The sequence below is a fragment of the Pseudomonas sp. B21-051 genome (assembly GCF_024748795.1).
Classification (GTDB): domain Bacteria; phylum Pseudomonadota; class Gammaproteobacteria; order Pseudomonadales; family Pseudomonadaceae; genus Aquipseudomonas; species Aquipseudomonas putida_A.
This window is the reverse complement of the sequence record NZ_CP087166.1, coordinates 1,356,656-1,376,734: the sequence shown is the minus strand read 5'-3', so window position 1 is coordinate 1,376,734 and position 20,079 is coordinate 1,356,656. Positions and strand designations below refer to the sequence as shown.

The 20,079-nt window shown below is 60.6% G+C and carries 18 protein-coding genes and 2 tRNA genes; 16 read left to right on the top strand and 4 right to left on the bottom strand.

The window, feature by feature from the left end; genetic code table 11:
* Positions 1 to 55 precede the first annotated feature (55 nt).
* From LOY52_RS06100 to pdeM, 9 genes are all read left to right on the top strand, one after another.
* Entirely contained in the window at positions 56 to 1,090 is a 1,035-nt protein-coding gene (locus LOY52_RS06100) for a ligase-associated DNA damage response exonuclease (RefSeq protein WP_258678684.1), read from the top strand.
* Positions 1,087 to 2,775: an ATP-dependent DNA ligase gene (locus LOY52_RS06095; RefSeq protein WP_258678682.1), complete on the top strand. Its 1,689-nt coding sequence runs from the start codon at positions 1,087 to 1,089 to the stop codon at positions 2,773 to 2,775. The genes LOY52_RS06100 and LOY52_RS06095 overlap by 4 nt, the downstream gene beginning before the upstream one ends.
* Positions 2,776 to 3,163: 388 nt before the next feature.
* On the top strand, positions 3,164 to 3,946 hold the full coding sequence (locus tag LOY52_RS06090; RefSeq protein ID WP_003222321.1) for a transporter substrate-binding domain-containing protein: 783 nt from the start codon (positions 3,164 to 3,166) through the stop codon (positions 3,944 to 3,946).
* A 57-nt stretch (positions 3,947 to 4,003) separates the two neighbouring features.
* Positions 4,004 to 4,732 (top strand): ABC transporter permease, encoded by a 729-nt coding sequence (locus tag LOY52_RS06085; RefSeq protein WP_003222319.1) that lies wholly within the window; start codon positions 4,004 to 4,006, stop codon positions 4,730 to 4,732.
* Entirely contained in the window at positions 4,729 to 5,439 is a 711-nt protein-coding gene (locus LOY52_RS06080) for an ABC transporter permease (RefSeq protein ID WP_003222318.1), read from the top strand. The genes LOY52_RS06085 and LOY52_RS06080 overlap by 4 nt, the downstream gene beginning before the upstream one ends.
* An 11-nt stretch (positions 5,440 to 5,450) precedes the next feature.
* Positions 5,451 to 6,569, top strand: coding sequence for a succinylglutamate desuccinylase/aspartoacylase family protein (locus tag LOY52_RS06075; protein ID WP_258678681.1), 1,119 nt, complete (start codon positions 5,451 to 5,453; stop codon positions 6,567 to 6,569).
* A gap of 13 nt (positions 6,570 to 6,582) precedes the next feature.
* A complete protein-coding gene (locus LOY52_RS06070; protein WP_003222314.1) occupies positions 6,583 to 7,347 on the top strand; it encodes an ABC transporter ATP-binding protein in 765 nt (254 codons plus the stop codon).
* A gap of 172 nt (positions 7,348 to 7,519) precedes the next feature.
* Positions 7,520 to 10,009 carry a ligase-associated DNA damage response DEXH box helicase gene (locus LOY52_RS06065; RefSeq protein WP_258678680.1) on the top strand — a complete coding sequence of 830 codons (2,490 nt, stop codon included), beginning with the start codon at positions 7,520 to 7,522 and terminating at the stop codon, positions 10,007 to 10,009.
* Positions 10,006 to 10,662, top strand: a complete 657-nt coding sequence (pdeM, locus tag LOY52_RS06060) for a ligase-associated DNA damage response endonuclease PdeM (protein ID WP_258678679.1) — start codon at positions 10,006 to 10,008, stop codon at positions 10,660 to 10,662. The genes LOY52_RS06065 and pdeM overlap by 4 nt, the downstream gene beginning before the upstream one ends.
* Positions 10,663 to 10,708: 46 nt before the next feature.
* Here the strand turns inward: pdeM and LOY52_RS06055 are convergent, their stop codons facing one another.
* The gene (locus LOY52_RS06055) at positions 10,709 to 10,918 is read right to left on the bottom strand and encodes a hypothetical protein (protein ID WP_027614346.1); all 210 of its coding nucleotides are present in this window, start codon (positions 10,916 to 10,918) and stop codon (positions 10,709 to 10,711) included.
* 102 nt (positions 10,919 to 11,020) lie between these two features.
* A complete protein-coding gene (dcd, locus tag LOY52_RS06050) occupies positions 11,021 to 11,587 on the bottom strand; it encodes a dCTP deaminase (RefSeq protein ID WP_003222308.1) in 567 nt (188 codons plus the stop codon).
* A gap of 353 nt (positions 11,588 to 11,940) precedes the next feature.
* Between dcd and LOY52_RS06045 the strand changes: the two genes are divergently transcribed.
* On the top strand, positions 11,941 to 12,150 hold the full coding sequence (locus LOY52_RS06045; protein ID WP_002554837.1) for a cold-shock protein: 210 nt from the start codon (positions 11,941 to 11,943) through the stop codon (positions 12,148 to 12,150).
* 143 nt (positions 12,151 to 12,293) lie between these two features.
* Here the strand turns inward: LOY52_RS06045 and LOY52_RS06040 are convergent, their stop codons facing one another.
* A complete protein-coding gene (locus LOY52_RS06040) occupies positions 12,294 to 13,301 on the bottom strand; it encodes a DUF481 domain-containing protein (RefSeq protein ID WP_027614345.1) in 1,008 nt (335 codons plus the stop codon).
* Positions 13,302 to 13,466: 165 nt separating this feature from the next.
* Between LOY52_RS06040 and LOY52_RS06035 the strand changes: the two genes are divergently transcribed.
* From LOY52_RS06035 to LOY52_RS06020, 4 genes are all read left to right on the top strand, one after another.
* Positions 13,467 to 13,820, top strand: coding sequence for an MGMT family protein (locus LOY52_RS06035; protein ID WP_258678678.1), 354 nt, complete (start codon positions 13,467 to 13,469; stop codon positions 13,818 to 13,820).
* 43 nt (positions 13,821 to 13,863) lie between these two features.
* On the top strand, positions 13,864 to 15,423 hold the full coding sequence (locus LOY52_RS06030; RefSeq protein WP_258678677.1) for an AmpG family muropeptide MFS transporter: 1,560 nt from the start codon (positions 13,864 to 13,866) through the stop codon (positions 15,421 to 15,423).
* A 129-nt stretch (positions 15,424 to 15,552) separates the two neighbouring features.
* Positions 15,553 to 17,268 (top strand): proline--tRNA ligase, encoded by a 1,716-nt coding sequence (locus LOY52_RS06025; protein WP_258678676.1) that lies wholly within the window; start codon positions 15,553 to 15,555, stop codon positions 17,266 to 17,268.
* 17 nt (positions 17,269 to 17,285) lie between these two features.
* Positions 17,286 to 18,239, top strand: a complete 954-nt coding sequence (locus LOY52_RS06020) for a hypothetical protein (RefSeq protein ID WP_123586995.1) — start codon at positions 17,286 to 17,288, stop codon at positions 18,237 to 18,239.
* A gap of 98 nt (positions 18,240 to 18,337) precedes the next feature.
* Here the strand turns inward: LOY52_RS06020 and dinB are convergent, their stop codons facing one another.
* On the bottom strand, positions 18,338 to 19,399 hold the full coding sequence (gene dinB, locus LOY52_RS06015; protein ID WP_098967529.1) for a DNA polymerase IV: 1,062 nt from the start codon (positions 19,397 to 19,399) through the stop codon (positions 18,338 to 18,340).
* 280 nt (positions 19,400 to 19,679) lie between these two features.
* Here dinB and LOY52_RS06010 point away from each other — a divergent pair.
* Positions 19,680 to 19,756: transfer RNA gene (locus LOY52_RS06010), tRNA-Met, on the top strand.
* A gap of 220 nt (positions 19,757 to 19,976) precedes the next feature.
* Positions 19,977 to 20,053, top strand: a tRNA-Met gene (locus LOY52_RS06005).
* Positions 20,054 to 20,079: the final 26 nt, after the last annotated feature.

Genomic DNA, 20,079 nt, shown 5'->3' with positions numbered 1-20,079 from the left:
ACTTCCGGACTCGCGCCAACCTCATAGCTAACAAGCCCCCCATTCTGGTAACGACATGGACCTTGTTATCGCCCGCCCCGAAGGTTTGTATTGCCCTGCCGGGGATTTCTACATTGATCCGTGGCGCCCGGTCGAGCGCTCGGTGATCACCCATGCCCACGGCGATCACGCCCGTAACGGCAATCAGCACTACCTTGCCAGCAGCGCCAGCGAAGGGATTTTGCGTGCGCGTCTGGGTCAGGACATCAACCTGCAAACCCTCGCCTACGGCCAGCGGCTGACCCATCACGGCGTGACCTTGAGTTTCCATCCCGCCGGGCATGTGCTGGGTTCGGCCCAGGTGCGTCTGGAATACGGTGGCGAAGTCTGGGTCGCGTCGGGGGATTACAAGATCGAACCCGACGGCACCTGCGCGCCATTCGAACCGGTGCGCTGCCACACCTTCATCACCGAATCGACTTTCGGCCTGCCGATCTACCGATGGCAACCACAGGCGCAGGTGTTCAACGAGATCAACCAGTGGTGGCAGGCGAACATCGCCGCCGGCAAGGCCAGCGTGTTGTTCTGTTACTCGTTCGGCAAGGCTCAGCGGATTCTGCACGGCATCGACGCCAGCCTCGGCCCGATCCTCAGTCACGGCGCCGTCGAGCCGCTGAACCGGGTCTACCGCGAGGCCGGCGTGTACCTGCCGCCGACGATCTACGCCGGCGACATCAAAAAATCCGACCCGATCATGCGTCAGGCACTGGTGATCGCCCCGCCCTCGGCGGGCGGCAGCACCTGGATGCGCCGGTTCGGTGACTACAGCGACGCCTTCGCCAGCGGCTGGATGCGCTTGCGCGGTACCCGCCGGCGGCGTGGCGTGGACCGTGGTTTCGTGCTGTCCGATCACGCCGACTGGCCCGGCCTGCTCTGGGCCATCGAACAGACCGGCGCCGAACGGGTGATGGTCACCCACGGTTCGATCGGCGTGCTGGTGCGCCATCTGCGTGAACAAGGCCTGGATGCGCAGGGCTTCAACACCGAATACGGCGACGATGAGGAAGAAAACATCGACGCCGAACCTGCCATCGCCGAGGTGCAAGCATGAAAGCCTTCGCCGAGCTGTACGCCGAACTCGACGCCACCACGTCGAGCAACGCCAAACTGGCGGCGATGCAAACCTACTTCGCTCAGGCAGCACCGCAAGACGCGGCATGGGCGGTGTACTTTCTCGCCGGTGGGCGCCCGCGGCAACTGGTGCCGGTGCGCGTCCTGCGCGAACTGGCGGTGGAGGTCTCGGGGCTGCAACCGTGGCTGTTCGAGGAAAGTTATCAATCCGTCGGCGATTTGGCGGAAACGATTTCCCTGGTGCTGCCGGAAAATTCACACATCTCCGAGGCCGGCCTTGCCGAATGGATCGAAGACAAGCTGCTGCCGCTGCGCGGTGAAACCCCGGAGTACCTCGCCCGCCACCTGCCCGCGCTATGGGCGCAACTGGATCGGCCGAGCCTGATGCTGTGCATCAAGCTGATCACCGGCAGTTTCCGCGTCGGCGTGTCGAAACTGCTGGTCACCCGCGCTCTGGCGTCGATGGCCGGCCTCGACAGCAAACGCGTGGCGCAGCGCCTGGTGGGGTACACCGACCTGTCGAACCGGCCGAATGCCGCGAGCTATTTGAAACTGATCGCGCCGGAGTCCGCCGACGAACATGCGCAACGTGGCGGCCAGCCCTACCCGTTTTTCCTCGCGCATGCCTTGTCGCAACCGGTCGAGGAATTTGAAGGGCTGCTGGGGCCGGCGAGCAACTGGCAGGTGGAATGGAAGTGGGATGGCATCCGCGCGCAGGTGGTCAAGCGCGAGGGTCGGCTGTGGGTCTGGTCGCGGGGTGAAGAGCTGGTGACCGAACGCTTCCCCGAATTCGATACCTTGATCCACGCGTTACCCGACGGCACGGTGATCGACGGCGAAATCGTGGTCTGGAAAAGCACCCATCCGAGCACCGCAGACGCCTTCGATCCTCAATCGACCGCACCGCCGGCGGTGCAACCGTTCGCGCAGCTGCAGCAACGCATCGGGCGCAAAACCCTCGACAAGAAAATCCTCGAAGAAGTGCCGGTGGTGGTGCTCGCTTATGACTTGCTGGAGTGGCAGGGCGAAGACTGGCGCAACCGTCCGCAGGCCGAACGACGTGCGCAACTGGAGCAAGTCATCGCGCACGGTAACAACCCGGTGTTACTGGCCTCGCCGATTCTCACCGGCAGCGACTGGTTCGATCTGGCCCGCCAGCGCGAAGCCTCGCGGCGACTGGGGGTCGAGGGCATGATGCTCAAGGCCCGCGACGCCCTGTATGGCGTAGGCCGGACCAAGGACATGGGCGTGTGGTGGAAGTGGAAGGTCGACCCATTCAGCGTCGATGCGGTGTTGATCTATGCCCAGCGCGGACATGGCCGGCGCGCCAGTCTGTACAGCGATTACACCTTCGCCGTGTGGGACGGCCCGCCCGAGTCCAGCCAACGAGCGCTGGTGCCGTTCGCCAAGGCCTATTCGGGGCTGACCGACGAGGAAATGCGCCAGGTCGACAGCATCGTGCGCAAGACCACCGTGGAAAAGTTCGGCCCGGTCAGCAGCGTCAAGCCGAGTCTGGTGTTCGAACTGGGTTTCGAAGGCATCGCCCTGTCGCGACGGCACAAGAGCGGGATCGCCGTGCGTTTTCCAAGGATGCTGCGCTGGCGGCAGGACAAGACGGTGGATGAGGCCGATAGTCTGGCAACGTTGCAGGATTTGCTGGCCTGACCCGGTTTTCCGGGACATTCATCACCTTTGACTGAAGACAGTCCTTGTGGCGAGGGAGCTTGCTCCCGCTCGACTGCGCAGCAGTCGCAAAAAGACGGCCTGTCTGAAAAATCCAGGGGAGTGCTTCGCCCTCCAGCGGGAGCAAGCTCCCTCGCCACAACGGCTCATCCCAGCACCTAAAAATGCGTGCATCGACCCAAGTTGGTGCAGCCTTCAACTGCCGCCCATTCCCGTGCACCAATCCCTCTCCCTCCTCCCTCCCCCCAACCTTTTAAAACACTTGTTCGGGACTCTGGTTCGGAAATTGCTACTTTCTATAGGTCGTACGCGTTCCAGTAACAATAATTCTGCGCCACAAGCGCTCATATTGGTTCTTAGGGATTGAATAATGAAAAAAGCATTGCTGACCCTTTCTGCACTGGCGTTGTGCATGGCTGCCGGCTCCGCGCTGGCCAAGGAATACAAAGAGCTGCGTTTTGGCGTTGATCCTTCCTACGCACCGTTCGAGTCGAAAGCGGCCGACGGCAGCCTGGTGGGCTTCGACATCGACCTGGGCAACGCGATCTGCGCCGAGCTGAAGGTCAAGTGCAAATGGGTTGAAAGCGACTTCGACGGCATGATTCCGGGCCTCAACGCCAACAAATTCGACGGTGTGATCTCGTCGATGACCGTGACCCCGGCCCGTGAAAAGGCGATCGACTTCTCCAGCGAGCTGTTCTCCGGCCCGACTTCCTACGTGTTCAAGAAGGGCTCCGGCCTGAGCGATGACGTCGCTTCCCTCAAGGGCAAGTCCGTCGGTTACGAGCAAGGCACCATCCAGGAAGCCTACGCCAAAGCCGTATTGGAGAAGGCCGGGGTGAAAATCCAGGCTTACGCCAACCAGGATCAGGTCTACGCCGACCTGAAAAACGGCCGTCTCGACGCCTCGATCCAGGACATGCTGCAAGCCGAACTGGGCTTTTTGAAGTCACCGGATGGCGCCAACTACGAAGTCAGCAAGCCGGTCGACAGCGAATTGCTGCCAGCCAAAACCGCTGTCGGTATTAAGAAAGGTAACAAAGAGCTGAAGGCGCTTTTAGATAAAGGTATCAAAGCGTTACACGATGACGGCAAATACGCCGAGATTCAAAAGAAACACTTTGGCGATCTGAATCTGTACAGCGGTAAATAATGCCCTGGCGCCCATCAGTCGATGGGCGCCTTTTCCATCCGCTCAGGTTGCTGATTTATGTTCGAAAACCTCTTACAAAATCTGGGGCTCTCCGCCTTCAGCCTCAAGGGCTTCGGTCCGTTGCTGTTGGAAGGCACCTGGATGACCATCAAATTGTCGGCGTTGTCGCTGCTGGTGGCCGTGTTGCTCGGCCTCTTGGGCGCCAGTGCCAAACTGTCGAAATCCAAACTGCTGCGCCTGCCTGCCCAGCTCTACACCACGCTGATTCGCGGGGTGCCGGATCTGGTGCTGATGCTGCTGATTTTCTACAGCCTGCAAACCTGGTTGACCGCCCTGACCGATGTCATGGAATGGGACTACATCGAAATCGACTCTTTCACCGCCGGGGTGATTACCCTGGGCTTCATCTATGGCGCCTATTTCACCGAAACCTTCCGTGGGGCGATTCTCGCCGTGCCGCGCGGTCAGGTTGAAGCGGCCACCGCTTATGGCCTCAAACGTGGACAGCGCTTTCGCTTCGTGGTGTTCCCGCAAATGATGCGCTTCGCCCTGCCGGGCATCGGCAACAACTGGATGGTGATGCTCAAGGCCACTGCGCTGGTGTCGATCATCGGTCTGGCGGATCTGGTCAAAGCCGCGCAGGACGCCGGTAAAAGCACCTATCAACTGTTCTACTTCCTGGTACTCGCCGCCTTGATCTATCTGCTGATCACCAGTGCTTCGAACGTCATCCTGCGCTGGCTCGAGCGTCGCTACGCCGCCGGTGCCCGGGAGGCCGTACGATGATCGAACTCCTGCAGGAATACTGGAAACCCTTCCTTTATACCGACGGCAACAACATCACCGGCCTGGCGATGACGATGTGGCTGCTCAGCGCCTCGATCTTCATTGGCTTCCTGGTGTCGATTCCGCTGTCGATTGCCCGGGTCTCGTCGCACTTCTATGTGCGCTGGCCGGTGCAGTTCTACACCTATCTGTTCCGGGGCACGCCGCTGTATATCCAGTTGCTGATTTGCTACACCGGGATCTACAGCCTGGCCGCCGTGCGTGCGCAGCCGTTGCTCGACAGTTTCTTTCGCGATGCGATGAACTGCACGATCCTCGCGTTCGCCCTGAACACCTGCGCCTACACCACGGAGATTTTCGCCGGGGCGATCCGCAGCATGAACCATGGCGAAGTCGAAGCGGCCAAGGCCTACGGGCTGACCGGCTGGAAGCTGTACGCCTACGTGATCATGCCGTCGGCGCTGCGCCGGTCGTTGCCGTATTACAGCAACGAAGTGATCCTGATGCTGCACTCGACCACCGTGGCCTTCACCGCGACCATCCCCGACATCCTGAAAGTTGCGCGGGACGCCAACTCGGCGACCTACCTGACCTTCCAGTCGTTCGGCATCGCCGCGCTGATCTACCTGACCATCACCTTCGCGCTGGTCGGCCTGTTCCGCCTCGCCGAACGCCGATGGCTGGCATTCCTCGGGCCGACCCACTAGGAAAACCTGTAATGCGACACCAGATCCATGACCTGTTGGCCCCGGTGCCGGGGACCGCACGACAGATCCACAGCTTCCACTTCGGCCCGGAGCAGGCCCAAGGCAAGATCTACATCCAGTCCTCGCTGCATGCCGACGAAATGCCCGGCATGCTCGTGGCCTGGCACCTCAAGCAGCGACTGGCGGAGCTGGAAGCCGCCGGGCGCCTGCGCAGCCAGATCGTGCTGGTGCCGGTGGCCAATCCGGTCGGCCTCGAACAAGTGCTGATGGACGTGCCGCTGGGCCGCTACGAGCTGGAGAGCGGGCAGAACTTCAATCGCTGGTTCGTCGACCTCAGCGAAGAAATCGGCAACGACATCGAGGGCAAGCTGGGCGACGACCCGCAGCGCAACCTTGAGCTGATCCGCGCCAGCCTGCGCAACGCCCTCGCCCGCCAGACCGCCGCCACGCAACTGCAATCCCAGCGCCTGACCCTGCAACGGCTGGCGTGCGATGCCGACATGGTGCTGGACCTGCATTGCGATTTCGAATCCGTGGTTCACCTGTACACCACGCCCGAAGCGTGGCCGCAGGTCGAGCCGCTGGCGCGTTACATCGAAGCCCAGGCCAGCCTGCTGGCCACCGATTCCGGCGGCCAGTCGTTCGACGAATGCTTCACCTTGTTGTGGTGGCAACTGCAGGAACGCTTTGGCGAACACTTCGAGATTCCGCTGGGCAGTTTTTCGGTGACCGTGGAATTGCGCGGCCAGGGTGACGTCAATCACCCAATGGCCAGTCGTGACTGCCAGGCCTTGATCGATTACCTGATCCAGTTCGACGCGATCGTCGGCGAGACCAAGCCCCAGCCGCCCTTGCCCTTCCCCGCCACGCCGTTGGCCGGCGTCGAACCGGTGACCACGCCGGTGGGCGGCTTGCTGGTTTACACCGCCACCGCCGGGCAATACCTGCAAGCCGGGCAACAGATTGCCGAAATCATCGACCCGATCCACGACCGGGTCACCCCCATTCATTGCACTGCCGCCGGCCTGCTGTACGCCCGCTCGCTGCGGCGCATGGCCACTGCCGGCATGGTGATCGCCCACGTGGCGGGCGCCGAAGCCTATCGCAGCGGCTACCTACTTTCGCCTTGAGGATGTCTGTCCCATGTACAAATTGACTGTTGAAGGTCTGCACAAAAGCTATGGCGACCATCAGGTACTCAAAGGCGTTTCGCTCAAGGCCAAAACCGGCGACGTGATCAGCCTGATCGGCGCCAGCGGCTCGGGTAAAAGCACCTTTTTGCGCTGCATCAACTTCCTCGAACAACCCAACGACGGCGCCATGAGCCTCGATGGCCAGGCGATCCGCATGGTCACCGACCGCCACGGCATGCACGTCGCCGACCCGAATGAACTGCAACGCCTGCGCACGCGACTGGCCATGGTGTTCCAGCATTTCAACCTGTGGAGCCACATGACCGTGCTGGAAAACATCACCATGGCCCCGCGCCGGGTGCTGGGTTGCAGCAAGCAGGAAGCCGAAGACCGCGCCCGCCGTTATCTGGATAAAGTGGGCCTGCCGGCGCGGGTTGCCGATCAGTACCCGGCGTTTCTCTCCGGCGGCCAGCAACAGCGGGTGGCGATTGCCCGGGCGCTGGCGATGGAGCCGGAAGTGATGCTGTTCGACGAACCGACCTCGGCACTCGACCCGGAGCTGGTGGGTGAGGTGTTGCGGGTGATTCAGGGTCTGGCTGAAGAAGGTCGGACGATGATCATGGTGACCCATGAAATGAGCTTCGCCCGCAAGGTCTCCAGCCAGGTGCTGTTTCTGCATCAAGGGCTGGTGGAAGAAGAAGGCGCGCCAGAAGATGTGCTGGGCAACCCGAAGAGCGAACGGCTGAAGCAGTTCCTCAGCGGTAACCTCAAGTAACCCCGGATCCCCTGTGTAGGAGCTGCCGCAGGCTGCGATCTTTTGATGTTGCCTTTCAAGATCAAAAGATCGCAGCCTGCGGCAGCTCCTACAAGGGGATTGCGGCGTGATTAAACCTTTCGCCAGTCGGCGCGGTCACTGAAGGAACACTTTCAGAGCGCACGCCGCCGGTATGCCGACCTCCACCGACTTCGCAAAACTCTGGTTCAGCGCACGCAACTGGAAGCCGTTCGCCTTTCAAAAGCAGGTGTGGGCCGCCGTCAAACAAGGTCAGTCGGGGTTGCTCCATGCCAGCACCGGCGCCGGTAAAACCTATGCGGTGTGGTTCGCCGCGCTCAACCGCTTCGCCCGCATCAAACCCAGCGTTGCAGACAGCAAAAAACGCAAAGCGCCAGCCGAACCGTTGACCGTGCTGTGGATCACGCCGATGCGCGCCCTCGCCGCTGACACCGCGCGCGCCCTGCAAGCGCCGGTCAGCGATTTGCAGATTCCGTGGAGCATCGGTCTGCGCACCGGCGACACCAGCAGCGCCGAACGCGCGCGTCAGGGTCGGCGTCTGCCGACCACATTGATCACCACTCCGGAAAGCCTGACCCTGCTGCTTGCCCGAGCCGACGCCAGGACTGCGTTGTCGAGCCTGCGGATGATCGTTGTCGATGAATGGCACGAACTGCTCGGCAACAAACGCGGCGTACAGCTGCAACTGGCCCTCGCCCGTCTGCGCCATTGGCAACCCGAGCTGATCGTCTGGGGCGTGTCCGCCACCCTCGGCAATCAAGCCCACGCCGAACAGGTGCTGATCCCACAGGGCGGCGGGATCAGCGTGCAGGGCCAGAGTGAAAAATCACTCAAGGTCGACACCTTGATCCCACCGGCCATCGAGCGTTTTCCATGGGCCGGGCACATCGGTCTGAAGATGCTGCCGCAGGTTGTTGCCGAACTGGACGCCTGCGCCAGCAGCCTGGTGTTCACCAACACCCGCGCGCAGTCGGAAATCTGGTATCAGGCATTGCTCGAAGCGCGGCCGGACTGGGCCGGGCTGATCGCGTTGCACCACAGCTCACTGTCCCGCGAGACCCGCGACTGGGTCGAGCAAGCGTTGAAGGACGGCAAGCTGAAAGCCGTGGTCTGTACGTCGAGCCTGGATCTGGGCGTGGACTTTTTACCGGTGGAACGGGTCCTGCAGATCGGCTCGGCCAAAGGCGTAGCGCGGCTGATGCAACGCGCCGGGCGCTCCGGTCACGCGCCGGGGCGCACCTCGCGAGTGACGCTGGTGCCGACCCACAGCCTGGAACTGATCGAAGCCGCTGCCGCAGGCGACGCCGTGGCGCAACGACTCATCGAACCGCGTCTGTCGCCGCACAAACCGCTCGATGTGCTAGTGCAGCACCTGGTCAGCATGGCGCTGGGCGGTGGCTTTATTCCCGAAGAGCTGTACGAAGAAGTGCGTGGTGCCTGGGCTTATCGTGATCTGACACTGGCAGACTGGGCCTGGGCGCTGGCGTTCGTACGTCACGGCGGGCTGTCGCTGACAGCCTATCCGGATTACCGCCGGGTCGAACCGGACGAACACGGTGTCTGGCGGGTACCCGATGCACGATTGGCACGCCGTCATCGCATGAGCATCGGCACCATCGTCAGCGACGCGAGCATCAATCTGAAATTCTGGAGCAAGGGTGGCGGCGGCAAGCAGCTGGGCAGTGTCGAGGAAGGCTTTATCGCGCGGCTGAAACCGGGCGACGGCTTTCTGTTCGCCGGGCGTTTGCTGGAACTGGTGCGGGTGGAAAACATGACCGCTTACGTGAAACGCAGCACCGCGAAAAAAGCCGCCGTACCGCGCTGGAATGGTGGCCGCATGCCGCTTTCCAACGAACTGGCCGCCGCCGTGGTCAGCCGCTTCACGGCGGCAGCGCGCGGGGAGTTCGTCGGCCCGGAAATGCAGGCGCTGCAACCGTTGCTGCAAACCCAGGCGCGCTGGTCGGGTCTTCCCACGTCTGACAGTCTGTTGGCGGAGGTACTGAAATCCCGCGAGGGCTGGCACCTTTTCCTCTACCCGTTTGCGGGGCGCCAGGTGCATCTGGGGCTCGCCAGCCTGCTGGCGTGGCGCATCAGTCAGCGTCAGCCGCTGACGTTCTCGATTGCGGTCAATGATTACGGGCTGGAGTTGCTTAGCGCCACGCCGGTCGATTGGTCCGGACAATTCGATGCGGCGCTGCTCAGCCCCGAGAATCTGTTGCGCGACGTGCTGGCGAGCCTCAATGCCGGGGAGTTGGCGTTGCGGCGCTTTCGCGAAATCGCGCGGATCGCCGGGCTGGTGTTCGCCGGTTATCCCGGCGCGCCGAAAAGTACCCGCCAGGTGCAGGCCTCCAGCGGATTATTCTTCGAAGTGTTCAAGCAGTACGACGCCGACAACCTGCTGCTGGCCCAGGCCGGGGAAGAAGTTCTGCGCGAAGAACTGGATATTCGTCGTCTGGAACAGACATTGGAGCGGATCAACCGGATGAAACTGGACATGCATCTGATCAAACGTCCTACACCACTGGGCTTTCCGTTGCTGGTGGAGCGCATGCGCGAAAGCATGAGTTCGGAAAAACTCGCCGACCGCATCCGGCGCATGGTCGGCGATCTGGAGAAATCCGCCGACAAGGGTCAAGCCTCATGAGTGCAGCGTATCCAGTGCGCCTGGCTGGTGAGGAGCTCTGGCTGCTGCCGGAAAAGGCCCTGTACTGGCCGGCGCAGCAAGCACTGCTGATCGCCGATGTGCATTTCGGCAAAGCCGCGGCCTATCGCAGCCTCGGCCAGCCGGTGCCACAAGGCACGACGACGGCGAATATCGAAGTGCTCGACCGCTTGCTGGCGAGACTGCCCTGTCGGCAGCTGATTTTCCTCGGCGACTTTCTGCACGGACCCGGCTCGCATGCGGCGGGTACGCTGAATGCCTTGGCCGAATGGCGCGCACGTCATGCCGATCTGCCGATGACGCTGATTCGCGGCAACCACGACAAACGTGCCGGGGATCCACCGACGGCGCTGAATATCCGCGTGGTTCCGGAACCGATGCTGCTCGGGCCGTTTGCCCTGCAACACGAACCGGATCCACATCCCGAGCGGCATGTGCTGGCAGGGCACGTGCATCCGGTCTATCGGCTCAACGGCAAGGGGCGGCAGCGCTTGCGGCTGGCGTGTTTCCGAATGGGTGAGCGATTGAGCCTGCTGCCGGCCTTTGGTGCCTTTACCGGTGGTTATCAGGTCGAGAAAGACGCTCAGTGCAGGATTTTCGTCATCGGCGACAACGAAATATGGCCCGTCAGTTGAGGTCTTGGGCAAACCTCAGCTGACTGGCCATTCATGGAGTAGCGACTCAGGCCACTGGCGCGGGTGGTGGCTCGTCCGGCAGCGTCGGCTCGCCGGGTTCGGTCGGTTGTTCGTTAGGGGTGTCGGGATCAGGCTGACCGGGAATGCCGCCTGCCATATGGAAAGCCGGGTGTGCCAACAATGACCAGGCCAAAACGCCAACCTGATTGGGCTCAAGCCTTGCCAGTTGGGCGGTGATATGCGGATCGATCTTCATGCAACCTCCTCGGCGAAGGCCCGCTTTGCCAGAAGCAAAAACGGGCAGTACACCCCATAGAGTGTCTGCCCGCCAAAGAATTCCCGCGAACTGCCGGATGGATCAGGTACGCGGCAGGGTGACGCCACGCTGGCCCTGATATTTGCCGCCGCGATCCTTGTACGAAACTTCGCATTGCTCGTCGGATTCGAGGAACAGCATCTGCGCCACGCCTTCGTTGGCGTAGATTTTCGCCGGCAGGTTGGTGGTGTTGGAGAATTCCAGGGTCACGTGGCCTTCCCACTCAGGCTCGAGCGGGGTGACGTTGACGATGATGCCGCAGCGCGCGTAGGTGCTTTTACCCAGGCAGATGGTCAATACATTGCGCGGAATGCGGAAGTATTCGACGGTGCTGGCCAGGGCGAAGGAGTTCGGCGGGATGATGCAGACGTCGCTGTGGATGTCGACAAAGCTGCCGGCATCGAAGTTCTTCGGATCGACGATCGCCGAATTGATGTTGGTGAACACCTTGAAATGGTTGGTGCAGCGCACATCGTAGCCGTAGCTCGACACACCGTAGGAAATCACACGGCTGTCATCGCTGCCGCGCACCTGGCGCTCGACGAAAGGCTCGATCATGCCGTGTTCCTGCGCCATGCGGCGAATCCACTTGTCCGATTTGATGCTCATGGCGGGTGTCCTGAATAGCGAGGTGGAAAAAATCTGTCCGGCATCTTACCGGGCGCGCCGCCGGGTTCAAAGTCCGCGCTGCAATTCTCGCCGAACACCCTGGAAATACAGGCTCTGGCGACGAACCGTCACACCGTCGATCCCTAAAACAGAGAAACCTTCGCAAGAAACATTGGCACGTTCCGGAAAAAGGGTTAAGGTGGCGCCACTGTGTTGCTTGTGTCACTGAGAATCTCTACACGATATGTTGAATTTCGATCCAACCATCTACAAGAATTTTTCCTGCTCTTTGCACTCAGTCTCGGCCAGGGTTCTTCCTGAGTCGCAGTTATCTTTGTTCAAGGAGTTACACCATGTCTAATCGCCAAACCGGTACCGTTAAGTGGTTCAACGATGAAAAAGGCTTCGGCTTCATCACTCCACAATCCGGTGACGACCTGTTCGTTCACTTCAAAGCTATCCAATCCGACGGCTTCAAAAGCCTGAAAGAAGGCCAACAGGTTTCTTTCATCGCTACCCGCGGTCAGAAAGGCATGCAAGCTGAAGAAGTACAAGTTATCTAACTTGTAGCTTCTTTAGAAAAGAGCCCCGCCCTCAAAAGCGGGGCTTTTTTGTGGGCGCGTGTTTTTCCATGCGCAAAAAAAGATCGCAGCCCGCGCAGCCCTCCTGTAGGAGCTGCCGCAGGCTGCGATCTTTTGCTTCTGCTTTACCAGGCCACGCCAAACCCTGCGGTATAGCGGGTCTTGTTCAAATCCGCATCCTTGGTGCCGCTGATGATGTCGCGCTCAGCCTTGAGGTTGAGCGAGGCCCAGTCGGTGACCTTGTAGCGCAGGCCCATCTCGGCATCCAGCGCATAGTTGGCTACGTCAGACAGCGGCTTGCCCAGTTCGCCATTGGTGAAAAACTCGACTTTCTTGCCGATCAGGTAGCGGTTGTAATCCCACTTCATGGCGACCGAGTAGAAGTTGTCCTTGCCGCCATCGCTGTACTCGTAATCGGTGCGGTTGAGCAGCGAACCGAGCGAGAACGCGCCCAGCTCGTCGTCCCAGAACTGGTAACCCGGACCGGTACCGACCACACGCTGACGCGACAGTTCTTCAACGTAGTCACGCTTGTAGTTCAGGCGACCCTGCCAGAACCACTTGTCAGTCAGGAAGCGGTCGAGTGCGTATTCGGCGCGCCAGTTATTGGTGGTGACCTGCTCGTCCTGCACTTCGCGGTTGTATTCGCCCTCGGCGGTGTGCCGCCAGCGGCCATGACGCGCGGTGGTCTTGAAGTCGATGTCGTAATCGTCGGTGTCCTTTTCCGCCCGCTGATAATCCATCGCCAGACCTATATTGCCTTTCCACACCAGATCCTCGACCACCGGTTTCGGCTTGAGAATCTGCTGGATGCTCGCCAGCTCGACGGTTTTCGGCGCTTCGCCGTTGGCCAGGGTGACCTTGCCATCATCGGCGGCGGTCAGCGACTTGGCTTTTTCACCGTTGTAGGCGTCCTGTTTGACCAGCAGCTCCTGATCGCTTTGCAGGGTCTTGACCTCTTTCCAGTCGATGCTGACCGCACCCGCATACTGGGTCTGGATCAGCAATTTGCCGCCATCGAAAACGGAAATCTTGCCGCTCAACTTGTCACCGTTCTTCAACCAGACGGTATCGGCAAGCAGCGGCGTGGAGGCACTGAAAACAGCAAGGCACAACAAGGTTCTGGACAACATAAGCGGATCGAGGGCTCAAGTTTGCGAAAAAGGTCGGCATTATCCGTAGGAATAAGGCCGTGACAAGGACTGACCGGGCGATTTCCATTGAGTTCATTTCTCATCTGGCCAACGAGCGATTACGCTTGAGCCCATCGATACGACTATTGTTCAGGAACCGCGCAGGTGAAAGAGCCGAATCATCCCGAGGAAAGCGAAGCGCAAATCCGACGCACGGCGCTTTATTCCACCCTTGCCCAAGTGCCTGAGGGCAAGGTGGTCAGCTACGGTCAACTGGCGGAACTCGCAGGGTTGGGGCGCGCCGCCCGCTGGGTCGGCCGGACCCTGAGCCAATTACCCGGCGATACCAGACTGCCGTGGCACCGGGTACTGGGTGCCGGCGGTCGGATCAGTCTGCCGCCGGGCAGCCCCTCGGGGGACGAACAACGGGCACGATTGCGTGCTGAAGGCGTCACCGTCCTGAACAATCGTGTGGATATTCAGCGCCATGGCTGGCGTCCGGTAGAGCACAGCGGTTAGAGTGCGCGCTTTGTTTTCGCAATCTTGAGGCAGACTTCAGCCCATGCCCCGTAAAACCTGGCGCGCCGCGCTCGCCGCCTATGCCAGTCCCTCGACGCTCGTGCTGTTGTTGCTCGGTTTTGCTGCCGGCCTGCCGTACATGCTGGTGTTTTCGACGCTTTCCGTCTGGCTGCGTGAGGCCGGCGTTGCCCGTGAAACCATCGGCTACGCCAGCCTGATCGGTCTGGCGTACGCCTTCAAATGGGTCTGGTCACCGCTGCTCGACCAATGGCGCCTGCCTTTATTGGGCAAGCTTGGCCGCCGCCGTTCGTGGCTGGTGCTCTCGCAGACTCTGGTGATTCTGGGCCTGATCGGCATGGGCTTCTGTGATCCGCAAAAACACCTGTCCTGGCTGATCGCCATCGCCGTTATCGTCGCCTTCGCCTCCGCCACCCAAGACATCGCGGTCGACGCCTATCGTCTGGAAATTGCCGACGACAGTCGCCAGGCCGCGCTGGCCGCCAGTTACATGTCCGGCTATCGCGTCGCCGCCCTGCTGGCCACGGCGGGCGCACTGTTCTTCGCCGAAGGCTTCGGCTCCACCGGCTTCAACTATCAACACTCGGCCTGGACCGGCACCTACGCCCTGTTCGGCGTGTTGATGGTCCCTGCCCTGCTGACTTCGCTGCTGATGCGCGAGCCGCCAGTGCCACTGCGCACACAATTGCAGGCCGGCCGCTACAGCTTCGCGCATCAACTGGCCTCGGTATTCGTGCTGATCGTGTTGCTGGTGTCGGTTCCGGCGATGTTCACCCAGCTCTACAACACCGATTTCGCCGGCGTGCTGTTCGGCAATATGAGCCCGCTCGACCTGTTGCTCGAAGACCGCGCCTTCCTGCGCGCGATCCTTTACACCCTGCTCACCGGCCTGTGCCTGTCGACCATGGGCCGTCGCGGCCTGGCGCCGGTGCTGACTCCGGTCAACGACTTCATCCTGCGCTACCGCTGGCAGGCGTTGCTGTTGCTCGGACTGATCGCCACCTACCGCATGTCCGACACGGTAATGGGCGTAATGGCCAACGTGTTCTACATCGACCAGGGCTTCACCAAGGATCAGATTGCCAGCGTCAGCAAGATCTTTGGCCTGATCATGACCCTGGTCGGCGCCGGCATGGGTGGTCTGCTGATCGTGCGCTTCGGTATCCTGCCGATCCTGTTCATCGGTGGCGCGGCTTCGGCGGCAACCAATCTGCTGTTCGTGATGCTCGCCGACATGGGGCCGAACCTGAAGATGCTGGTGGTCACCATTTCGCTCGACAACTTCAGTTCAGGGCTTGCGACCTCGGCGTTCGTCGCCTACCTGTCGAGCCTGACCAACCTCAAGTTTTCGGCCACCCAGTACGCCCTGCTCAGTTCGATCATGCTGTTGCTGCCGCGGCTGATGGGCGGCTATTCCGGGGTAATGGTCGAGAAGTTCGGTTACCACAGCTTCTTCATGATCACCGCACTGCTCGGCGTGCCGACCCTCCTGTTGATCGCCCTGCACTGGTTCCAGGAAAATCGCCGTGCGGGCCCGACGCCGACACCCGAGCCTGCACCAACCTCCGTCGTCGAGGAGTCGTAGGACATTTCAGCAACGGCGGGAGGATTCCCGCCGTTGCGCCTCACCGCCGAGCGCAATCCTGTACGTCGGCAAATCTCGCCGGTACACTGCTCCGTCATTTCCAGTCATAGCAACCGACAACGGCCAACCATGCGCACCAGTCAATTTTTGCTCGCCACACAGAAAGAAACGCCTTCCGATGCGGTCGTCGTCAGCCACCAGCTGATGCTGCGCGCCGGCATGATTCGCAAACTCGCCTCGGGCCTGTACACCTGGCTGCCGATGGGCTTGCGGGTAATGCGCAAGGTTGAAGCCATCGTTCGCGAAGAAATGAACGCTGCCGGTTCTCTTGAAGTGTTGATGCCGAGCACCCAACCGGCCGAGCTGTGGCAGGAATCGGGGCGCTGGGAAGAATACGGCCCTGAGCTGCTGCGCATCAAAGACCGCCACGGTCGCGACTTCTGCGCGGGCCCGACCCACGAAGAAGTGATCACCGATCTGATGCGCAACGAGTTGAGCAGCTACAAACAGCTGCCGATCAACCTGTACCAGATCCAGACCAAATTCCGTGACGAAATCCGCCCACGCTTCGGTTTGATGCGCGGCCGCGAATTCATCATGAAGGACGCCTACTCGTTCCACGCCGATCAGGCTTCGCTGCAGGTCACCTACGACCGCATGCATCAGGCGTACTGCAACGTGTTCACCCGTCTGGGCCTGAAATTCCGTCCGGTTGAAGCCGACAACGGCTCGATCGGTGGCGCCGGCTCCCACGAGTTCCACGTACTGGCCGAGTCCGGCGAAGACGACATCGTCTTCAGCAACGGCTCCGACTACGCGGCGAACATCGAGAAAGCCGAAGCCGTGCCACGCGAAACCTCGCGTCCAGCGCCGGCCGAAGAGCTGCGCCTGGTCGACACTCCAGACACCAAGACCATTGCCGCGCTGGTGGAAAAATTCAATCTGCCGATTGAAAAGACCATCAAGACCCTGATCGTCCATGCCGAAGAGCCAGGCAAGCTGATTGCCCTGATCATCCGTGGCGACCACGAGCTGAACGAAATCAAGGCTGCCAACCAGCCAGGCGTGGCCAGCCCGCTGGTCATGGCTTCCGATGCCGAGCTGCGTGACGCCATTGGCGCCGGCGCCGGTTCGCTCGGCCCGCTGAACCTGCCGCTGCCGATCATCATCGACCGTTCGGTCGAACTGATGAGCGACTTCGGCATCGGTGCGAACATCGACGACAAGCACTACTTCGGCGTGAACTGGGAGCGCGATCTGCCGGTTCCAACCGTTGCCGACCTGCGAAACGTCGTGGCCGGTGACCCAAGCCCGGACGGCAAAGGCACCCTGGAAATCAAGCGCGGCATCGAAGTCGGGCACATCTTCCAGCTGGGCAACAAGTACAGCAAGGCGATGAAGTGCGAAGTGCTGGGCGAGAACGGCAAACCGGTCACCCTGGAAATGGGTTGCTACGGAATCGGCGTATCCCGCGTGGTCGCTGCCGCCATCGAGCAGAACAACGACGAGAAAGGCATCATCTGGAGCGACACCCTGGCGCCGTTCCAGATCGCTCTGGTACCGCTGCGTTATGAAACCGAGCAGGTGCGCGAAGCCACTGACAAGCTGTACGCAGAACTGACTGCGGCCGGTTTCGAAGTGTTGCTGGACGATCGCGACAAGAAAACCAGCCCGGGCATCAAGTTCGCGGACATGGAGCTGATCGGTATTCCTCACCGGATCGTGGTCAGCGACCGCGGCCTCGCCGAAGGCAACCTGGAATACAAGAGCCGCACCGAAGCCGAAGCGCAAGCGCTGCCGGTCGCCGACGTGGTGTCCTTCCTTCAGGCCCGTATCCGCCGCTGAATCCAGATAGAGACCTCATGTTCAAGCGAAACACCTTGGGCCTCGGTGGTGCCGCCTTGTGCGGCGCCCTGCTGGTCAGCGGCTGTGCCAATCAGATGTCACAGCGCAGCGAGCACGAAGAGCGGGTCGAGCGCAAATTGCTCGATCACAGCCTGCAGATCGATGTCGGTGAGCCTAAGGTGCTCGAACTGCCGCAGCGTCGCGTGAAAATCAACGAACAGAAGACCTTCGAAGTCACCGAGTTCGAAGTCACCCGTCGTTACGATCGCTACACGCCTTATCAGCCCTGGCGCGAAATCTACGAGATCCCGCTGGGCGCGGTGGCCGTGGTCGCCGGCATCGGCGCCAATGTGGTCAACGTATTCGCCCTGGGCAACCTGCCGGACAGCGTGACCAAGGACTGGTTGAACTACGGCATTGCCGGGGTCAACCCGTTTATGAACGTGCAGTCCCACGGCCGTGCGCAACAGAACCTGGCCGGTATCGATGAAGTCCAGCGCGACAAGCGCACGGAGTATTCGAGCCTGCCGTGGAGCGAGCGTCCGGTGCAGGTCAAGGCCGGCAAGCAGACCTTCGACATGACCACCGACCGCAATGGCGTGCTGCGCCTGAACCTGCTGGACAGTCCATTCGCCGAAAATGACCTGAATCATATCGGCAAACTGCAGATCAGCGTCGAAGACGGCAAGGATGATGTGCACAGCGATTCATCCCTGGCGATCAGCAGCCATTTGCGCAGCAAGTTGCTCGAAGCGCACGGGTTGATTTACGACGATCTGGAAGACGACGAAGTGAGCCAGTGGGTCCACCGGGTCAAGCGTCTGTCGGAACTGGGTCTGGAAGAAGAAGCCAGCGAGCTGGAGCAAAGCCTGATCGAACTGACGCGTAACGATCCTGAGTTGCAGACTGAGTTTCTCAAGTCGCTGACCAAGGATGCCGGACGTCTGGTCGCTGATCCAGGACCGAATTAACAGCAAAAGCTTCGCGAGCAGGCTCGCTCCCACAGTGAAATGCAATCTAACGTGGGAGCGAGCCTGCTCGCGAAGAGGTCCTGACAGACACCGCACATCTACCGCTCAAACAACTCCATCTGCTCGAACCCGCCGCGCAAATCCTCAAGTCTCACCCCCACACCCAACAACCGCACCGGTTTCCCGCCCCGGTTGAACGCCTGCGTCAGCATCAACTGATAACTGCCCAGATCGCGCCCTGCCCCGGCCTGCTCCAGTGTGGTCTGGGTAAAGTCATGGAACTTCACTTTGACGAACGGCTTGCCCGGGCGATAACTGCTGTCGATCCGCTCCATGCGGGTTTTCAAGGTTTCCAGCAGCTCCGGCAACTTGTCGAGGCAACTGCGCAGATCCGGCAGATCGACGTCGTAGGTATTTTCCACGCTGATTGACTGACGGCGGCTGTCGTTGTGCACCAACCGATCATCGATCCCACGAGCCAGACTCCACAGTCGCTCACCGAAACTGCCGAATTCGCGCACCAGCGCCAACTTGTCCCACTCGCGCAGTTGCAGGCAATCGACGATGCCGAGCTTGCCCAGTTTGTCGGCAGTGACCTTGCCGACGCCGTGCAACTTGCTCACCGGCAAGCCACTGACGAAATCCTCGACCTGATCCGGGGTAATCACGAACAACCCGTTGGGCTTCTTCCAGTCACTGGCGATTTTCGCCAGAAACTTGTTCGGGGCCACGCCCGCAGACACGGTGATGTGCAACTGATTGGAGACCCGGCGGCGGATATCCTGAGCGATGCGCGTGGCGCTGCCGCCAAAATGCGCACTGTCGGAAACGTCAAGATAGGCCTCATCAAGCGACAGTGGCTCGATCAGATCGGTGTAATCGCGAAAGATCGTATGGATTTCCTTTGAGGCTTCGCGATAGGCCTCCATGCGCGGCTTGACGATGGTCAGGTCGGGGCACAGCTTCAAGGCATGCCCGGACGACATTGCCGAACGTACGCCATACGCCCGCGCTTCATAGTTGCAGGTGGCAATCACCCCACGCCGATCCGCCGATCCCCCCACCGCCAGGGGCTTGCCGGCCAGGTTCGGGTCGTCGCGCATCTCGATGGCGGCGTAGAAACAGTCACAGTCGACGTGGATGATTTTTCGCTGGGTCATGACAGAAAAGGAAACATGGCGAGCCGGAAACGCAGTATCTCACTCGCACCTGTATATAGCACCAGTAGTCTGAATGTTCTTTTCAGGTTGTAGGAAAACCACGATGAATTTATTTTCTCAATCGAGAATCACCGACCGATAGAGCTGAAAGCCTTGCCCCACCTGCCCTGCGCGCCCTTCGCCTGCACTGCAAAAAGCGCTAACCGATTGAACAGGAACAGATTTATCCAGATTCAAGGTTGACACCCCGGCGATCCTCTGTAGAATGCCGACACACAGACGCGGGATGGAGCAGTCTGGTAGCTCGTCGGGCTCATAACCCGAAGGTCGTCGGTTCAAATCCGGCTCCCGCAACCAAACATCAAAAAAGGCTACTCGAAAGAGTGGCCTTTTTTGTGCCTGTCTGTTTTTCAGACCGACCTCCGCATCACGCACATCCTGGCGAACAGGAATTCGTTGCATTTCCGAAACTTACCGGGCCGCTGCGACCGTTTGACGCAAATTCACACTTATTTGACCCTTTACGGGATTAGCGGTTGACACCTCGCCGTTCGCCTGTAGAATGCCGCCACACAGACGCGGGATGGAGCAGTCTGGTAGCTCGTCGGGCTCATAACCCGAAGGTCGTCGGTTCAAATCCGGCTCCCGCAACCAAACATCAAAAAAGGCTGCTCGAAAGA

Excerpts from the sequence above, each read along its gene's own strand:
- LOY52_RS06100 (WP_258678684.1), top strand. The coding sequence starts at position 56 with ATGGACCTTGTTATCGCCCGCCCCGAAGGTTTGTATTGCCCTGCCGGG.
- LOY52_RS06095 (WP_258678682.1), top strand. The coding sequence starts at position 1,087 with ATGAAAGCCTTCGCCGAGCTGTACGCCGAACTCGACGCCACCACGTCG.
- LOY52_RS06090 (WP_003222321.1), top strand. The coding sequence starts at position 3,164 with ATGAAAAAAGCATTGCTGACCCTTTCTGCACTGGCGTTGTGCATGGCT.
- LOY52_RS06085 (WP_003222319.1), top strand. The coding sequence starts at position 4,004 with ATGTTCGAAAACCTCTTACAAAATCTGGGGCTCTCCGCCTTCAGCCTC.
- LOY52_RS06080 (WP_003222318.1), top strand. The coding sequence starts at position 4,729 with ATGATCGAACTCCTGCAGGAATACTGGAAACCCTTCCTTTATACCGAC.
- LOY52_RS06075 (WP_258678681.1), top strand. The coding sequence starts at position 5,451 with ATGCGACACCAGATCCATGACCTGTTGGCCCCGGTGCCGGGGACCGCA.
- LOY52_RS06070 (WP_003222314.1), top strand. The coding sequence starts at position 6,583 with ATGTACAAATTGACTGTTGAAGGTCTGCACAAAAGCTATGGCGACCAT.
- LOY52_RS06065 (WP_258678680.1), top strand. The coding sequence starts at position 7,520 with ATGCCGACCTCCACCGACTTCGCAAAACTCTGGTTCAGCGCACGCAAC.
- pdeM (WP_258678679.1), top strand. The coding sequence starts at position 10,006 with ATGAGTGCAGCGTATCCAGTGCGCCTGGCTGGTGAGGAGCTCTGGCTG.
- LOY52_RS06055 (WP_027614346.1), bottom strand. The coding sequence starts at position 10,918 with ATGAAGATCGATCCGCATATCACCGCCCAACTGGCAAGGCTTGAGCCC.
- dcd (WP_003222308.1), bottom strand. The coding sequence starts at position 11,587 with ATGAGCATCAAATCGGACAAGTGGATTCGCCGCATGGCGCAGGAACAC.
- LOY52_RS06045 (WP_002554837.1), top strand. The coding sequence starts at position 11,941 with ATGTCTAATCGCCAAACCGGTACCGTTAAGTGGTTCAACGATGAAAAA.
- LOY52_RS06040 (WP_027614345.1), bottom strand. The coding sequence starts at position 13,301 with ATGTTGTCCAGAACCTTGTTGTGCCTTGCTGTTTTCAGTGCCTCCACG.
- LOY52_RS06030 (WP_258678677.1), top strand. The coding sequence starts at position 13,864 with ATGCCCCGTAAAACCTGGCGCGCCGCGCTCGCCGCCTATGCCAGTCCC.
- LOY52_RS06025 (WP_258678676.1), top strand. The coding sequence starts at position 15,553 with ATGCGCACCAGTCAATTTTTGCTCGCCACACAGAAAGAAACGCCTTCC.
- LOY52_RS06020 (WP_123586995.1), top strand. The coding sequence starts at position 17,286 with ATGTTCAAGCGAAACACCTTGGGCCTCGGTGGTGCCGCCTTGTGCGGC.
- dinB (WP_098967529.1), bottom strand. The coding sequence starts at position 19,399 with ATGACCCAGCGAAAAATCATCCACGTCGACTGTGACTGTTTCTACGCC.